Source organism: Streptomyces lushanensis (assembly GCF_001700515.1).
Classification (GTDB): domain Bacteria; phylum Actinomycetota; class Actinomycetes; order Streptomycetales; family Streptomycetaceae; genus Streptomyces; species Streptomyces lushanensis.
Map to the genome: position 1 here is coordinate 1 of NZ_MAUD01000141.1, position 16,692 is coordinate 16,692.

Consider the following 16,692-nt stretch of genomic DNA (forward strand, 5'->3'; position numbering starts at 1 on the left):
CTTCAACGAGGCGGGGAACGTACGGGAGTTGCTGCGCCAGCTCACCGACGCCGTACCGGCCAGACTGCCCTGCGAGGTGATCTTCGTCGACGACTCGACGGACGACACACCCGAGGTGATCGCGTCCGCCGCGCAGGACTGCCCGTTCCCGGTCGAGGTGATCCACCGGCAGACCCCCGAGGGCGGGCGGATGCTGGAGATCGGCGTCCATGACGACGATCCAGTCGGAGCCCGCGGCCCGCAGCCCCTCCACGACGGCTCCGCCGAGCCCGCCCTCGGGGGTCTGCCGGTGGATCACCTCGACCGGGAACGGGCAGTCCTGCGCGGCGGACGCGATCACCTCGGGTGTGTCGTCCGTCGAGTCGTCGACGAAGATCACCTCGCAGGGCAGTCTGGCCGGTACGGCGTCGGTGAGCTGGCGCAGCAACTCCCGTACGTTCCCCGCCTCGTTGAAGGTCGGGATGATGACGGTGACGGCGCCCGGCTCGGCCACCGCCGTGGCCTCGAGTTCGGGAACGCCGAGTTCGTGCCGGACCGGGCCGCCGGGCTCCCCGGCGCCGGTGGGCGGAAGAACGCTCATCGTGTGCCTCCCGTGCTCTTCGCCGCCGCGGTCACGATCCGCCGGATCTCGATCCGGTCCTCGCCCTCGCCGAAGACGGCGACGGCGTCCGAATGGGCCAGCGCGTCCCGCACATTGGGCAGGTCCCGCGCATCGCGCCGCACTGTCGGAGAGGCGACCACGTAGTCCAGGTCGCGCCAGCCGCCGGGCATGGTCCTGGTGACGGCCGGGTCGAGATCGGCCTTGTAGAACCAGATCGCGCCGAGGCCCGGTTCGTATCCCGCGTGCACGAGGTCGAGCCAGAGCGCGTCGTCCACGAGCACCCGGGCCCGGGAGGGATCGGGCACCTCCTTCGCCATCCAGGAGGCGGCGGCCCGGTAGGGAGCGTTGGCGTCGGCGGTCAGGGCGGTGCGGTTGCCGTCGTACCAGTGGGGCGCGACATATACGGCGGCGGTCCCGGCCAGGGCCGCCAGCGCCGTCCAGCGCACGACGGTCAGCTTCCGGCTCTCTGCGCTCCCGCGCCGTCTGCGCAGCACGGCGTGGGTGATGCTCGCCGCGCCGCCCGCCAGCACCAGCGCCAGGAACGGCAGCGCCTGGATGACATACATCGCGGGCAGATAACCGGACGGGCGCATGGCGACGGCGGTGAGGATCACCACGGCGAGCGCCGGGCCCGCGAGCGCCCGCGCCGTGACCGACCAGCGCAGCGTCACCATCAGCAGGACGGCGCCGGCGAGACCGCCGAGCGGCAGCACCCGGTCGTAGTAGAGCCAGGACTGGAGCACTCCGTACGAGCCGCTGCCGGCGTCGAGGATGAAGCCGGAGCCGGGTCGGCTCATCTGGTACGTGATGCCGTCCCAGAGCGAGACATGTCCGCCGCCCGGCAGCAGCTCGCCCTTGAGCAGGGCGAACAGCGGATAGAAGAGTCCGATCAGCGCGCAGGCGGTGATCGCGCCCGTGAGGGCGAACTTCCTGGTGTCTCGATGGCTGAACCGCCACATGGTCACCAGCAGCGCCGGCAGGATGACGAGCATCGTCTCCTTGGTGAGCACGCCGACGGCGGCGGCGATCCCGGCCGCGAAGTGGTGCCAGAGATCACGGTGCGGCGAGGCAGCCAGACAGAACGCCAGCAGGATCCACATCACGGCGATGTTGTCGAGGAAGATCTCCCGCTGGAGCACCACGGAGAGCGGCGAGAGCCCGAAGAGGGCCATCGCCAGACCGGCGGCCCAGCGCGGCAGCCACAGCCGCCGGGCCAGTACGTACAGGAACACCGCGCCGGCCGCGCTGACCAGCAGCATCGTGAACCGCATCGGCGCGACGGTCATCGACTCGGGTGACAGGAGCGAGGGCAGCCAGGTCAGAAAGGCGATCTGCATCCAGCCGAGCGGCGGATGGTCGTACCAGTAGGTGTAGTGGGCGAGGCCGTCGCCCTCCTGGACCGCCCAGGCCTGCGCGAGATAGGTGCCCTCGTCGTCGCTGAGTGTCGGATAGTGCTGGATGTTCCAGCCCTGGACCAGCAGGATCGCGACGAGGAGCACTCCGCACAGCAGCAGATCGGGGCGGGACCTGCGGAAGCGCACCACGGGCCGGACGGTGAGCCATCTGTTGCCGGGCCCCCGGCCGGACGCCCGGCCGTCGCCGGTCTTGTCGGTCCGGCCGTCGCCGGCCTTGCCGGGCACGGCCTGTACCGCGGCCCGCGCCGCCGCCTCCGCCGTGTCCTGTGCCGTGTTCCGGGCGTCGTTCGGCTGCGCGGGGACGTCCGTCGCCTGACCGGTCGTCACCACGGGAAGTGTGGAGGTCACGCGGGGACGTCCTCTCGGATGTCTCGAATGCCCTGGGCGCCCTGGACACCCTGGGCGTCGCGGGTGAGATGCGCGCCGACATGACTGGTCAGCTCCCAGTCGCTGCGGCCCCGCTGCTCACGCCAGACGGCACGGATCGCCGCTCCGGCGAGCAGCACCTGGTAGAAGGGGCCGCCGAGGACGAGCTTCAGATAGTGCGTGAGCCGTACGCGGAGCCCGTACTGCTTGCCGAAGTCGTGCAGCCCGACGACCTCGAAGACAAAGGTGACCAGCGCGGTGACCAGCGGCAGGAAGGTGACGAAGGCGATCGACACCGGCACGTCCAGGAAGAGCGCGATCCCCACGTTGAGCGGGATGATCAGTCCGGTGAAGGCCTGGAGGAACGGTGTCATCAGCGTGTAGCGGGCGAGCATCCGCTGTCCCGGCGTGGGCAGCTGCTTCCAGTCCTTCTTGCGGTAGACCTGGAGGAAGCCCTGGTTCCACCGGGTGCGCTGCTTGAGCAGGGACATCAGTGAGCCGGGGGTCTCCTCGCGGGTCACCATGTCCGAGTCGTACGCGACGACGACCTTCTTGCCGGCGCTGGAGAGCCGTACGCCCAGATCGCAGTCCTCGGCGAGGCAGTCCGGATCCCAGCCGCCCGCCGTGCGCAGCACCTCGGTCCGTACGAAGACGGTGTTGCCGCCGAGCGGGATGAAGCCCTTCTGGGCGTGCAGATGGAGCCTGCTGCGGAACCAGAAGAAGTACTCCAGGCAGTTGCGCAGGCTGTACCAGCTCGAATGGAAGTTGATGAGCTGGACGCCGCCCTGGACGACATCGGCGCCGGTGGAGCGGAAGGCGTGGTCCACATGGGTCAGCAGCTCGGGGTGGACCTGGTCCTCGGCGTCGAAGACTCCGACGACATCACCGGTGCAGTGCGGCAGCGCGGTGTTGAGTGCCTTGGGTTTGTTCTTCGCCTCATGGGTGTCGACGACGACCCTGACCCGTCCCGGGTCACGGGCCGCGGCCCGCTCGGCGACCTCGGCGGTCTCCGGGTCGTCGTGTCCGACGATGACGATGATCTCGAAGTCGGTGTGGCTGGACTGGAGCAGCCGCTCGACGGTGTGCTCCAGCACCGCCTGCTCGTGCCGGGCGGGCAGGAGCAGGGAGAACGAGCCCTCCCGGCCTCCGTCGGGCGGTGCGAACTTGGTCGCGGCCAGCGTTTCCGGTGTACGCCAGGCGTGCATCTGCCACCAGAGCGTGAACGCGGCCATCCAGAAAAGCGCCAGTGAAACGGCAGCAATGAACACGGACGTGAGCAACACGGCCCCCCTCGGCCCGGGTGGACCGCGGCAAGGCCCCCCTGGCCGCCGGCGCACCCTCGATCCCCCTCGCGCAACAGGCCCCCCACGCACACCTGTTGCGCCTCTTGTGAAGACAATAAGGCCGACCCGTGACGGCGGGAGGGCCGTTTGGGTGAATACTGCGTTTCAGGCCGATTCACCGTGCGTCATAAACCGGCCACAGATTACTCGAACACGCCCAACTCGCCGCGCAGCATGCTCACTTCGGTTGTGGGAGCGGTGCATACGAACCGCCGGCAGACATATGCGGCGGACCGCCCTCCGACCAGCGGCCGGTCGGCCAGCAGCGGGAACCCGTCGGCCCCACCGGCCCCACCGGTCCCGTCGCCGCCCGCGGGGCCGTACGCCACGACCGCGCCGGGTGCCGTCGCGAGCAGTGCCGTACGGTGCAACTCCCGTGCCGCGGCGTCCCCCTCGGGTCCGACGACGGCGATCTCGCGCGGTCCGTCGAGCAGCGCCTCGGCGACCGCGAGGCCCCATCCGATGAAGCGCGGCGCGCGCGGCCCCAGGGACCTCACCACGCCCAACGCGCCCTCGGCCGCGGTGCGGTGGGCCTCGGAGCCGGTGTGCGCGGCGTAGGAGAGCAGGGCTCCGGCGGCGGCCGTCCAGCCGGACGGTGTCGCGTTGTCCGTCGGATCCTGCGGCCTGCGGATCAATTGTTCGGCGTCGTCGGCGGTGTCGAACAGCGCGCCGTCCCCGGCGGTGAAGTGGTCGAGCACAATGTCCAGCAGGAATCCGGCGAATTCCAGCCACGCGCCCTCACCGGTGACCGCGGCGAGCGCCAGGAATCCCTCGGCGACATCCCCGTAGTCCTCCAGTACGCCGGCGTGCGCGCCGGGCCTGCCGTCCTTGGAGGTACGGACGAGCCGCGCGGTCCCTGCCGTGTCGCCGAGGTGCGCGCGTACCAGCAGATCGGCGGCCTCCGTGGCCCGCTCGACCAGGTCCGGCCGGTCGAAGTACGCACCGGTCTCGGCCAGTGCGGCGATCGCGAGCCCGTTCCAGCCGGCCACGATCTTGTCGTCCCGGCCGGGCCGCGGCCGCTCCTCGCGCGCGGCGAGCAGCCGGGACCGTACGGACTCGACGCGCGCGGCGTCCACCACGCCGCCGCCCTGCGGGAGCTGGAGCACGGAGGCGCCTTCCTCGAAGGTGCCCTCCTCGGTGACCTCGAAGTACCGCGCCGCGAACTCGGCGTCCTGCTCCCCGAGCACCTCGCGCAGTTGCTCCGGGGTCCAGACGTAGTACGCGCCCTCGACGTGCCGTCCGGTGCCGTCGTCGCTGTCCGCGTCCAGCGCGGAGGCGAACCCGCCCTCGTCCGTGCGCAGTTCACGGACGAGGAAGTCCGCGGTCTCCACCGCGACCCGCCGGGCGAGATCGGAGCCGGTGGCCCGCCACAGATGGGCGTAGACGCGGCACAGCAGCGCGTTGTCGTAGAGCATCTTCTCGAAGTGCGGCACGGTCCACTCGCGGTCCACGGAGTAGCGCGCGAAGCCGCCGCCGAGCTGGTCGTAGATCCCGCCGCGCGCCATCGCCTCACAGGTGTCGGCCGCCATCTGGAGCGCGCCCTCGGCGCCGGTGCGGGCGTGATGGCGCAGCAGGAACTCCACCACCATCGACGGCGGGAACTTGGGCGCGCCGCCGAAGCCGCCGTGCCGCGCGTCATACTCCCTGGTGAGCCCGAGCAGCGCCTGCGACAGCTCCGCCTCACCGGGCACGCCCTCCCCGCCGCCGTGCGCGAGCGACCGCCCCGACAGCTCCCGTACGATCCGCGCGGCGACCTCGGCGACCTCCCCGCGCCGGTCGGTCCACGCGGCGCTGACGCCCTCCAGCACCTGCGGGAAGGACGCCATGCCGTGCCGGGGCGCGGGCGGGAAGTACGTACCGAAGTAGAAGGGCTCCCCGTCCCCCGTCAGAAACACCGTCATGGGCCACCCGCCCTGCCCGGTGGCGGCCTGCACGGCCTCCATGTACACGGCGTCGACATCGGGCCGCTCCTCGCGGTCGACCTTGATGTTGACGAAGTGCCGGTTCATGTACTTCGCGGTCGTCGCGTCCTCGAAGCTCTCGTGCGCCATCACATGACACCAGTGGCAACTGCTGTACCCGACACTCAGCAGCACCGGCACGTCCCGCCGCCGCGCCTCCGCGAACGCCTCACCTGACCAGGGCCACCAGTCCACGGGATTGCCGGCGTGCTGGAGGAGGTACGGAGAGGTCTCATGGGCCAGTCGGTTCGCCATACCCCCATCCTGCCCCAGCCCTCCGCATCACCGCCGCAGGCACGGAATGCGCTCGGCCTTCGCGCCCGTCCCGGGGAGCTTGCCTGCGAGGCGCCGCGACGGTGGCCCGCCAGGGCGAACGGAGCAGGGCGATGTCGGACATCTCCTGGCGCTCTTCCCGGTCGGGCCCCCGGCAGCGGAAGACAGTAGGCTGAGGCCGGCGGCGCTGGACCCGCCGAGGCTCCTCGAAGGAGGTACCCCCATGACCGCCGAGATGATGGCGCCCGCATGGATGCATACGCAGATCAGCGCCGAGGAGTACGACTCCTGGTCCGAGGAGCAGTGTGCCGGCATCGAGATCGTGGACGGAATGGTCGTCGTGAGCCCGAGCGCGTCCAAGCGGCACAACCGGCTCGCCCGGATCCTTGCCAATGCCCTGGACGCCGCCGCGGGTCCGGACTGGAACGCCGACACGGACTTCGACGTCCGCCTTCAGGACGTTCCACTCACCAACCGCCGTCCGGACGTCGTCGTCTACCGGGCGGAGACCATCGACCTCACGCCCACCCGCCCCGAACACGTACTCCTGGTCGCCGAGGTCGTGTCGCCCGGCTCGGAAACCACCGACCGGATCGTGAAGGTGGACCAGTACGCCAAAGCCGGCATCCCCTTCTACTGGCGGATCGAGCAGGCCCCCACCGGTGTCCCCCTCATCTACACCTACGTTCTCGATCCCGCCAGCAAGGCGTACAGAGACGGCGAGATGTTCACCGGCGTGATCAAGGCCGCCGCACCCTTCTCCGTGACCGTGGACCTGGGAACCGCCTGACGGCCGGCAGGCGCTCGGCCGGCCGCGGATCTTGCGAGTCGGGGGAGCGGATGTGTCTCGTGGCTCTCGGCCCTGTGCCGGAGGAACTCCGGCGGTTCTCCCTCGCGTTCAGGGGGGTGGCGCAGGAGAATGTCCCTCCACCCAGTGCTTGCGGAGGGGGACGCTTATGCGGGAGAGCCACCGGGCCGAAGCCGAGCGGCTGTTGGTGCGTGCTGTGGAGGAGGAGGTACGGCGCTCCGGCGGCCGGACCGACGGAAGCGCGCTGCTGGCGCGAGGGCGGAGCGCGCTGGACGCCATGGCGTCCGGAGCCGCCGAGGAGTACGCCGCCTACGCGCGGGCCATGGAGGCGGCGGAGGCGGAGCGGCGGCCCCTGGCCCACCGGTTCAGCAGGCAGGCCATCGGAACGCCCGTGCTGGTCACGGCCGTTGCCACCGCCGCCGCGATCGGCGCCGATGTCGCGCTGGGCACCGCCACGGGTGTCGCGCTCGGCGCGGGCGCGGTCGTCGCCGTCGCCGGGGCCGCCGCCACCGTCGCCAAAGTGACCGCGTCCCACTGGCCCGCCGCCCATCAGCGCGCGGGCGCGGCCGGCCAGCCCGGCGGCGCGGAGCAGCTACGGCTCCAGTGGCTGACCGCGCTGGAGGTACGGGGCATCCGCCCGTTCCTCGACCAGCAGCGTGTGCTCACCTCCACGACCCGCCGCACCACCAAGAAGTCCGTACCGCGGCTCCGCGGCGGCGACCGCAGCGCCGCCGCGCGCCGGCGGACCGTGCTCGAGCAGTCCTTCGCCCATCTCCCGCAGCCCGAAGGGCCGTTCACCGGACGCCGCGCCGAGATGGCGCAGATCGCGCAGTGGGTCCACGCGGCCCGCGCCTCGACGGAGACCAGGCCGACCGTGGTCGTGATCCACGGCGCTCCGGGCTCCGGCCGTACCGCGCTGGCCGTACGGGCGGCGCACCGGCTCAAGGACCAGTTCCGCGGCGCGTGCGTCGTCGATCTGCGCGGCGGCGACGCGGGCGAGGCCCCGCTGTCGACGCGCGACGCGCTGCTGCATCTGCTGAACCGGCTCGGGGCGCCGCGCGAGCAGCTCCTCTTCCGTGAGCGGTCCTCCCCGGAGCAGCAGGTACGGCGGCTGGGCGAGCTCTACCACCAGCATCTGACGGGCCTTCCGGTGACGGTCATCCTGGACGACGCCGCCGATCCCGAGCAGGTCGCCACCCTGGTCCCGGAGCGCTCGGAGAGCCTGGTGCTGGTGACCGCGCGCGGGCCGCTCGATCTGCCCGCCGGCGTACCGGCCTGGGTCCACCATCTGCCGGTGGAGCCGCTGGACGACGCGGGCACCGAGGAACTGCTGCGGGCGGTGGCCGCGGCGGCCGGTGGCGGCTCCGGCTCCGGGGGCGGCTCCTTCGGCGGCACCGGTTCCAGCTCGGGCGCCGGCACCGGCACCGGCTCCGGTGATGTGCCCTATGACGCCCAGTCGGCGCGCAAGGTACGGGAGTTGTGCGGCGGGCTGCCGCTCGCCCTGTGTGTCGCCGGGTCCTCGCTCGGCACCCGTACCGCCCAGAGCCTCGCCGCCGACCTCGCCGCCTACGGTCCCGTGGAGCCGGTCGAGCGCGCGCTGTGGCTGCGCTACACCGACCAGCCCGAGCGGGCCCGCCGGCTGCTGCGCCGCCTCGCGCTGGCCGGCCGCGCGTCCCTGGGCGCCGCCGCCGCGGCGGCGCTGCTGGCGACGGACGACAGCGCGGACCGGGGCGCGGACCGCGGCACGGACCAGCGCGGCAACGCGCGCGCGGACGAGCAGGAGGCGGGACAACTGCTGGCCACGCTGTCCCGGGCCGGTCTGATCGATCCGGTACGGTCCGGCCGCTACCGGCTGCACGACGCCGTACGGGCCTTCGCCCAGGCGCGGCTGCGGGACGAGGAGCAGGAGGCCGACCGCGGCGCCGCGCAGGAGCGCCTCATCCGTAACTACGCGGAGCTGGCCGACTCCGTGATCCGGCTGGTCGACGGCAAGACATCGACGCGCGCGGACCTCTTCAAGACCGCGGCGGGCGCGCACGGCTTCTCCTCCCTGGACGCGGCGCTGCGCTGGCTGGACGAGGAGTCCAGCTTCATCACGGCCACGCTGCGGCACGCGGAGGGCGTCGACCAGCAGGCCGTCCTCGATCTGCTCGGCGCGCTCTGCGACTACTGCCTGCTGCGCGGCGATCTCTACCGGCTGGGCGAGATCAGCGAGTTGGCGCAGGCGGTGGACCAAGGACTGCTCGTGCGCTCGGTCCAGTGGCGTACGGGTATCGCGGCCCGTCAGCTCGGCGAGCTGGACAAGGCGCGCTCCACCCTGACCTCGGTGGTCGATCTCTACCGGGAGGCGCAGCACGACGCGGGCGCGGCCCGCGCGCTCTGCTCGCTGGGCATCACCCTGCACCACCAGGGCAATCTGCCGGAGGCGTCGGCGAAGCTGCGCGAGGCGCTGGAACTCCAGTCCGGCGACGAGCTGGCGGCGGACCGCGCCTGGACGCTGCACGCCCTCGCCGCGGTCGAACGCGACCGCGGCGGCCTGGCGGAGGCGCTCACGATGCTGGCCACGGCGCTGGTGCTGCACCGCGAGAGCGAGTCCGTGCACGGCGAGGCCTGGTCGCACTTCCAGCTCGGCCAGGTCTGTCTGCGGATGGGCGACGTGGCGCGGGCGGAGGGCGAGCTGGGCGAGGCGCTGGAGCTGTACGGCAGGACCCATGACGGCCGCGGCGAGGCCTGGGCGCTGACCCAGCTCGCACGGGCCCGTCTGGTGGACGGCGAACCGGGCCCGGCGGTCGAACAGCTCCGTGACGCGCTCGCCCGCCACCGGGAGAACGAGGACGCGCGCGGCGAGGCCTGGACGCTCTACTACCTGGGCCAGGCGCTGGAGGAGAACGGCGGCCGGGACGAGGCGGTACGGGAGCTGGAACGCGCCCGCACGATGTTCTCGCGCATGCGGGACGTGTACGGGCTGGCCTGCGCCCGGCACCACTCGGGCCGGGTCACCCGCGACCAGCGCGCCGCCCGGACCGGCAATCTCCGCAACTCGGGCTTCGCCCGTCAGCTCCTGGTCGACGCCCGCGCGGACTTCCGCCGGATCGGTGTCGCGCACGGCGAGGCGTGGACGTGTCTGGAACTGGCCGTCATCGACGCGGGCAACAACCGCGCGGCCCAGGCGCTCCAGCTCTGCGACGAGGCGACGGCGCTCTTCGCCTCGTACGGCGACGAGCGCGGCGCCGACTGGTCGCGCTTCCTGCGCTGCACGCTGCTGCCGTACGCCTCGGCGGGCGGTACCGAGGTGGGCTCGGCGGTGGCCGAACAGGAGCTGGCGGAACTGACCGCCACCCGCCACGCGCACCGCGACGGCAAACTGGAGGACTGCGCGGACGCCTACACGGTCATGCTCCGCCGAGGCGTGTCCCTGGACGACGGCTGGCAGGCCTGGCACCTCGGCATGGTCCCGACCCGGCACGCCCGCGAGGTCATGGGCGTCCCGGTGGACACGACACCGGCGTAGGCCCTGTCCGGCGGATCTTCGCGGGTCCGCGACGCAGAGCCGGACCGGCGCCCGGCGTCATCGGGCGCCGGAAGGACGCGCGCGTACGTACGGAGCCCGCGCGATCGGACGGTGCGAGGACGCGTACGCACGGAACGCACGCGCGCCGCCCGAGAACCCGCCGCCCGCGTCGCGCGCAGCGCCGCCCCCGGGCGCGTCCCGGCCCGGACGCGAGGCGCCGGACCCCGGCGTCCGGGCGTCCGCGCGGCGGACAGGACCCGCCCGCGCCCACCGCCGCCCCCGGCCGGTCCGCGCCGGGCGGGGGCCGTAGAGCCGGGGCCGTAGGGCCGGGGGCCGGCCGCACCGTGCGGGGCGGCCGGCGGGCCGCCGGCGCGCTATTCCGAGTCGCCGTGCGGCGGCTTCGCCGGGGCCGCGGCCGGGGTCTTCTCCGGCTCCGGCTTCTCCTCGAAGTTGACCATGCTCATGTGCCGGTTCATCGACTTCATCAGCAGCCACACACCGCCCGCCATCACCGCGAACACGATGAACCCGAGCACACCGGGCGTCACCTTGTTCTCGTCCAGTTCCTTGGCGAGCGGCAGCATGTGCGTCATTGCCTGGGTCGCATACATATCAGGCATTGTCGCGGATGCCCGCGAAGAGGTCGTTCTCGGGGAGGGACGTATCGACGAGGGACTTCGCCAGCTCGTACTCCTCCGTCGGCCAGACCTCCCGCTGGACGTCCATCGGCACCCGGAACCAGCCCCCGTCCGGATCGATCTGCGTGGCGTGCGCGATCAGCGCCTTGTCCCGGATCTCGTAGAAGTCGGCGCAGGGGACGTGCGTGGTCAGCGTCCGCTCCTCGCGCTCGATCTCCTTCCACCGCTCCAGCCAGGACCCGTACGGCGACTCGAGACCGCGCGCCAGCAGCGCCTCGTGCAGCGCGACCGTGCGCGGCCGGTTGAAGCCCTGGTTGTAGTAGAGCTTCTGCGGCTGCCAGACCGGACCGAACTCGTCCTCCGGATACTTCGCCTTGTCCGCCGCGGCGTCGAACGCCACCATCGAGATCTTGTGCGTCATGATGTGGTCCGGGTGCGGATACCCGCCGTTCTCGTCGTACGTCGTGACGACCTGCGGCCGGAACGAGCGGATCAGCCGCACCAGCCGGCCGGCCGCCTCGTCGACGTCCTCCAGCGCGAAGCAGCCCTCGGGCAGCGGCGGCAGCGGATCGCCCTCGGGCAGCCCGGAGTCGACAAAGCCCAGCCACTCCTGCTCGACCCCGAGGATCTGGCGCGCCTCCTCCATCTCCTTCTTGCGGACCTCGTGGATGTGCTCCTCGATATAGGTGTCACCCTGGAGCTTGGGGTTGAGGATGGAGCCGCGCTCGCCACCCGTGCAGGTCACGACCAGCACGTCCACCCCCTCGGACACGTACTTGGCCATGGTGGCCGCGCCTTTGCTCGACTCGTCGTCGGGGTGGGCGTGAACGGCCATCAGCCGTAGCTGCTCAGTCAAGGCTCGATCCTCAGTGATTCGTCGCATCGGACGGCTTCTATAGTGACGGATACCCGGGGGCGGAAATTCCGGCCGCCCGACGCGGAAAGGGACGATCATGGCCGTGGTGCGCGAGCAGCTCCCCCCCGGCCGGTACGGCCGCTCGGCGGACGAGCACGCGGATCACCGGTTGCGGATCGTCGGCGCCGTACTCGGCACCGCGCTGATCGCCCTGATCGGCTGGTTCGGCTACCACTATGTGGTCGATCGCAGTGTCTCCGGCGAGCTCATCAAGTTCAAGGTGGTTTCCGCCACGTCCGTGGAAGTCCATCTGGAGGTCCGCAAGGACCGGGACGCCGGCGGGAGCTGTACGCTGCGCTCCCTCGCGGAGAACGGCGCCGAGGTGGGCCGCAAGGACGTGCGGTTCGGACCCGGCGGAACCAGGATCGACCAGGTCTTCACCGTGCGTACGACGGCGCCCGCGACGAGCGCGGAGCTGCTGGGCTGTACGTCGGACTGAGGCCCGTCGGACTGGTCCCGCGGCGGTCGCGTCGTCCATGAAGGCCCTGCTCCACCCGTCGGACCCGCCGTACGTCTCGCCGCTGACCTGCGTCGACGTAAATCTGATGGCTTTCGTCCTCCCCCTCGCGCCACGAAATTGTTAGGCTCGTGGTTTCGCCCGACCGAGAAGGCAACATCCTTCTGGGTAGGGCGTTGCTTTGTATTCCCGGTACCTACGAGGAGCACCTGTGACCCAGACCAGCGAAAACGTCACCTGGCTCACCCAGGAGGCGTACAACCAGCTGAAGGCCGAGCTGGAGTACCTGTCTGGTCCCGCCCGCACCGAGATCGCCATGAAGATCGCGGCGGCCCGTGAGGAGGGCGACCTCCGGGAGAACGGCGGGTACCACGCGGCCAAGGAGGAGCAGGGCAAGCAGGAGCTCCGTGTACGCCAGCTCACCCAGCTCCTGCAGAACGCGAAGGTCGGCGAGGCCCCGGCGGACGACGGCGTCGTCGAGCCCGGCATGGTCGTGACGATCGCCTTCGACGGCGATCCGGACGACACGCTGGACTTCCTGCTGGCCTCCCGCGAGTACGCCAGCTCGGACATCGAGACCTACTCGCCGCAGTCCCCGCTGGGCAGCGGTGTGAACGGCAAGAAGGTCGGCGACACCGCGGAGTACGAACTGCCCAACGGCAAGAAGGCCTCCGTGAAGATCCTGGCCGCCAAGCCGTACCAGGGCTGAGCGCGACAGCCCCCGGCCCATGGGAGCCGGGGGCTGTTTCCGCGGGGTGTTCCGCGCGGTGTGCGGATCCCGGGCCGCCAGGGGCCCGCGTACGGATCTCAGGCCGTCATGGCGTACGTACGGATCTCAGGCCGTCGCCGAGCGGTACTTCCGTACCGCGAGCGTCCGGAACACCGCGATGATCAGGACCGACCAGATCAGCGAGGCCAGCACCGGATGCTCCATGGGCCAGGCGGTGGACTCCGAGACTCCCGGGTTGCCGAAGAGCACCCGGCAGGCCTGCACCGTCGCGCTGAACGGATTCCACTCGGCTATGTGCCGCAGCCATGCCGTCATCCCGCTGGTGTCCACGAAGGCGTTCGAGATGAACGTCACCGGGAAGAGCCAGATCAGCCCGCCCGAGGTGGCGGCCTCCGGCGTACGGACGGACAGTCCGATCAGCGCGCCGATCCAGGAGAAGGCGTAGCCGAGCAGGAGCAGCAGCCCGAACGCGCCGAGCGCCTTCGGTACGCCCTCGTGGATGCGCCAGCCGACGAGCACGGCGACGATCGCGAGCACCACCACGGTGAGCGCGGTCTGCACCAGATCGGCGAGCGTACGGCCCGTGAGGACCGCGCCACGCGCCATGGGCAGCGAGCGGAACCGGTCGATCAGGCCCTTGTGCATGTCGTCGGCGATACCGGCGCCCGCGCCCGCGGTGGCGAAGGTCACGGTCTGGGCGAAGATCCCGGCCATCAGGAAGTTGCGGTAGACATCGGCGTTGACGCTGCCGCCCACCTGGAGTGAGCCGCCGAACACATAGCTGAACATCACCACGAACATGATCGGCTGGATCAGCCCGAACAGAACGACCTCGGGAATCCTGGTCATGCGGATCAGATTGCGGCGTGCGACGACCAGCGAGTCGGTGGCCGACTGGACGATCCCGCCGCGCGGGCGAGGGGCCGTGGTCGGTACGGCTTCCGTGGTGACGGTCACTTGCCGGCCTCCTTCGTGTTCTTGGCCGTGTTCCCGGCGAGCTTGGCCGCGTCCTCGGACTCGGCCGCGTGCCCGGTCAGGGAGATGAAGACGTCGTCCAGGGTCGGACGGCGCAGACCGATGTCGTCGATCTCGACACCGCGTGTGTCCAGCTCCCTGATGACCTCGGCGAGCAGCTTGGCGCCGCCCGTGACCGGGACCGTCAGCTTGCGGGTGTGCTCGTCGACGGTCACCGTCGCCTCGCCGCCCTTGCCGAGAGCCGCGAGCACGGTGCGTGCGGTGTCGATCCGGTCGTGCTCGTGCACGACGACCTCGACGCGCTCGCCGCCCGTACGGGCCTTGAGCTCGTCGGCGGTGCCGCGCGCGATGACCCGGCCGTGGTCCACGACACAGATGTCATGGGCCAGATGGTCGGCCTCCTCCAGGTACTGCGTGGTGAGCAGCAGTGTCGTACCGCCCGCCACCAGCTCCTGGATGATGCCCCAGAGCTGCTGCCGGTTGCGCGGGTCGAGGCCCGTCGTCGGCTCGTCCATGAACATCACGGGCGGCGAGACGACGAGCGCGGCGGCGAGGTCGAGCCGGCGGCGCATACCGCCGGAGTACGTCTTGGCCGTGCGGTCGGCCGCCTCGGCGAGATTGAACCGCTCCAGCAGCTCGTCCGCGCGCGCCTTCGCCGCCCGGGAACTCATCTGGTAGAGCTGGCCGACCATCCGCAGGTTCTCGCGGCCGGTCAGATACTCGTCGACCGCCGCGAACTGGCCGGAGAGGCCGATGGAGCGGCGGACTTCGTTGGGGTTCTTGAGGACGTCGATGCCCGCGACCACGGCCTTGCCGCTGTCGGGCTGGAGCAGGGTGGTCAGTACCCGTACGGCGGTGGTCTTGCCGGCGCCGTTGGGTCCGAGAAGCCCCAGGACCGTGCCTTCCGGCACATCGAGATCGACGCCGTCCAGAGCCCTTACATCGCCGAAGGTCTTCACCAGGCCTTCGGCGTAGATGGCGCCTGGCATGAGGTTTCTCCAGTGGGATCGCTGTGGTGCTGCTTTCGGTGCTTGCTGACGCAGCACGGTAACGCGATACATCGCGACCCACAAGAGCTGGATGTAAGCCAGAAGTAAAGAAAATCGGACGCCCTGGTTTCGGTGCGCGCCGAAGGTGTCCGGGCGCGCCCACCTCGGCCCGCGCGCCTTCGCGTCCCCGCGTCTCCGTGTCCTCGCCCTGTGTGTCCTCGCGCCTGTACGTCCTCGTGCCTGTACGTCCTCGTGCCTTCGCGCCTTCGTGGTCGACGACGAGCCGCGCCCCGCCGAGCGCGCGCTGCGCGCCCTCGTGTCCTACCGAAGAACCGTGTAGCCCGCCGTCCGCAGTGCCGTCTCGACCTCCGAGCAGTGCGCCGGGCCCTTCGTCTCCAGATGCACCTCCACGTCCGCCTCCGTCAGCCCGAGCCGTGGATCGGTCCGTACATGGCTGACATCGAGAACATTGGCATCCGCCACTGACAACACCGTGAGCATCGTCGCGAGCGCGCCCGGCCGGTCCGTCACCCGTACCCGCAGACTCAGATAGCGTCCGGCCGCGGACATTCCGTGCCGCAGGACGCGCTGCATCAGCACCGGGTCCACATTCCCGCCGGACAGGACCGCCACCACCGGTCCCCGGAAGGCCCCGGGATCGCTCAGCAGCGCGGCCACGGGACTCGCGCCCGCGGGCTCCACGACCAGCTTCGCCCGTTCCAGGCAGAGCAGCAGCGCGCTGGACAGCTCGTCCTCGGAGACCGTGCGCACCTCGTCCACCAGCTCCTGGACGATCTGGAACGGCAGATCGCCCGGCCGGCCCACCTTGATGCCGTCCGCCATCGTCTGCGGTGTCCCGATGGACATGGGCCGGCCCGCGCGCAGCGAGGGCGGATACGAGGCCGCGCCCTCCGCCTGTACGCCGATCACCCGCACCTCGGGCCGTACGGACTTCACCGCGAGGGCGATGCCCGCGGCCAGTCCGCCACCGCCGATCCCGACGACGACCGTCCGTACCTCCGGGCACTGCTCCAGGATCTCCAGCCCGACCGTGCCCTGTCCGGCGATGACGTCCGGGTGGTCGAAGGGGTGGATGAAGACCGCGCCGGTGTCGCGGGCGTACTCCTGCGCGGCGGCGAGTGTCTCGTCCACGACCTGTCCGTGCAGCCGGACCTCGGCGCCGTAGTCACGGGTGGCCGCGATCTTGGGCAGCGGCGCCGCGACCGGCATGAACACCGTCGACCGCACCCCGAGGAGGGTGGAGGCGAGCGCGACGCCCTGGGCGTGGTTGCCGGCGCTGGCGGCGACGACGCCCGCCGCGCGCTCCTCGNNCTCCTCGGGCGAGAGGCCCGCGATCCGCACATAGGCACCGCGGAGCTTGAACGAACCGGTCCGCTGGAGGTTCTCGCACTTGAGATGGACGGGGGCGCCCACGAGCCGCGTCAGATATCTGCTGCCCTCCATCGCGGTGGTCCTCGCGACGCCGGAGAGCATCTTCTGTGCCCCTCGGACGTCATCGAGGATCAAGGGACGCACGGGGCGGGACGTACCGAAGCTCATGCTTGTCAGTCTCGCAGTTCACCGGCCCGGCGGCGGTCCATGACCGCCGACCGTGAATCCCTGCCCATGGGTTTACGCAGCTCCGGTACGGGCGGGGTCATCCACGCGTACTCTGTCCCCCACCAACCGACCCCCGCACAAGAGAGCCC

Annotated in this window: 12 protein-coding genes and 3 pseudogenes; 5 read left to right on the forward strand and 10 right to left on the reverse strand. The window is 71.2% G+C overall.

Annotated elements, in window-relative coordinates; genetic code table 11:
• Positions 1–28: 28 nt before the first annotated feature.
• Positions 29–124, forward strand: a pseudogene (locus BFF77_RS36830) (hypothetical protein); the annotation flags it as partial.
• A gap of 54 nt (positions 125–178) precedes the next feature.
• Here the strand turns inward: BFF77_RS36830 and BFF77_RS13175 are convergent.
• The 4 genes and pseudogenes from BFF77_RS13175 to BFF77_RS13190 all read right to left on the reverse strand — a co-directional run.
• Positions 179–580 (reverse strand): annotated as a pseudogene (locus tag BFF77_RS13175) (glycosyltransferase family 2 protein); the annotation flags it as partial.
• Positions 577–2,364 (reverse strand): ArnT family glycosyltransferase, encoded by a 1,788-nt coding sequence (locus BFF77_RS13180; protein WP_425424368.1) that lies wholly within the window; start codon positions 2,362–2,364, stop codon positions 577–579. The gene BFF77_RS13180 and the pseudogene BFF77_RS13175, both read right to left, overlap by 4 nt.
• The gene (locus tag BFF77_RS13185) at positions 2,361–3,662 is read right to left on the reverse strand and encodes a glycosyltransferase (protein WP_066948229.1); all 1,302 of its coding nucleotides are present in this window, start codon (positions 3,660–3,662) and stop codon (positions 2,361–2,363) included. Before BFF77_RS13185 ends, BFF77_RS13180 begins: the two co-directional genes overlap by 4 nt.
• A 206-nt stretch (positions 3,663–3,868) precedes the next feature.
• Complete coding sequence (locus BFF77_RS13190; RefSeq protein ID WP_066948198.1) at positions 3,869–5,941, reverse strand: thioredoxin domain-containing protein; 2,073 nt, start codon at positions 5,939–5,941, stop codon at positions 3,869–3,871.
• Between the two features lie 241 nt (positions 5,942–6,182).
• Here BFF77_RS13190 and BFF77_RS13195 point away from each other — a divergent pair, with 241 nt between their 5' ends.
• Positions 6,183–6,749 (forward strand): Uma2 family endonuclease, encoded by a 567-nt coding sequence (locus BFF77_RS13195; protein ID WP_066948200.1) that lies wholly within the window; start codon positions 6,183–6,185, stop codon positions 6,747–6,749.
• Between the two features lie 166 nt (positions 6,750–6,915).
• Positions 6,916–10,278, forward strand: a complete 3,363-nt coding sequence (locus BFF77_RS13200; RefSeq protein WP_066948203.1) for a tetratricopeptide repeat protein — start codon at positions 6,916–6,918, stop codon at positions 10,276–10,278.
• Positions 10,279–10,652: 374 nt separating this feature from the next.
• Here the strand turns inward: BFF77_RS13200 and BFF77_RS13205 are convergent, their stop codons facing one another.
• Positions 10,653–10,898, reverse strand: a complete 246-nt coding sequence (locus tag BFF77_RS13205; RefSeq protein ID WP_425424369.1) for a hypothetical protein — start codon at positions 10,896–10,898, stop codon at positions 10,653–10,655.
• The gene (gene mca, locus BFF77_RS13210) at positions 10,891–11,772 is read right to left on the reverse strand and encodes a mycothiol conjugate amidase Mca (protein ID WP_066948208.1); all 882 of its coding nucleotides are present in this window, start codon (positions 11,770–11,772) and stop codon (positions 10,891–10,893) included. The genes BFF77_RS13205 and mca overlap by 8 nt, the downstream gene beginning before the upstream one ends.
• Before the next feature lie 97 nt (positions 11,773–11,869).
• On the opposite strand from mca, the gene BFF77_RS13215 reads away from it, so the two are divergent.
• Together BFF77_RS13215 and greA are read left to right on the forward strand one after the other, a co-directional pair.
• Positions 11,870–12,271 carry a DUF4307 domain-containing protein gene (locus BFF77_RS13215; protein WP_066948211.1) on the forward strand — a complete coding sequence of 134 codons (402 nt, stop codon included), beginning with the start codon at positions 11,870–11,872 and terminating at the stop codon, positions 12,269–12,271.
• A gap of 229 nt (positions 12,272–12,500) precedes the next feature.
• Positions 12,501–12,998, forward strand: coding sequence for a transcription elongation factor GreA (gene greA, locus BFF77_RS13220; RefSeq protein ID WP_066948214.1), 498 nt, complete (start codon positions 12,501–12,503; stop codon positions 12,996–12,998).
• Between the two features lie 126 nt (positions 12,999–13,124).
• Here the strand turns inward: greA and BFF77_RS13225 are convergent, their stop codons facing one another.
• The 4 genes and pseudogenes from BFF77_RS13225 to BFF77_RS36835 all read right to left on the reverse strand — a co-directional run.
• The gene (locus BFF77_RS13225; protein WP_066948217.1) at positions 13,125–13,976 is read right to left on the reverse strand and encodes an ABC transporter permease; all 852 of its coding nucleotides are present in this window, start codon (positions 13,974–13,976) and stop codon (positions 13,125–13,127) included.
• On the reverse strand, positions 13,973–14,983 hold the full coding sequence (locus BFF77_RS13230) for an ATP-binding cassette domain-containing protein (protein WP_066948220.1): 1,011 nt from the start codon (positions 14,981–14,983) through the stop codon (positions 13,973–13,975). Before BFF77_RS13230 ends, BFF77_RS13225 begins: the two co-directional genes overlap by 4 nt.
• 321 nt (positions 14,984–15,304) lie before the next feature.
• Positions 15,305–16,313: threonine ammonia-lyase (gene ilvA / locus BFF77_RS13235; RefSeq protein WP_245703401.1), on the reverse strand; the 1,009-nt coding region annotated here is incomplete at its 5' end.
• Positions 16,314–16,315: 2 nt separating this feature from the next.
• A pseudogene (locus BFF77_RS36835) lies at positions 16,316–16,543 on the reverse strand (threonine ammonia-lyase); the annotation flags it as partial.
• Between the last annotated feature and the right edge of the window lie 149 nt (positions 16,544–16,692).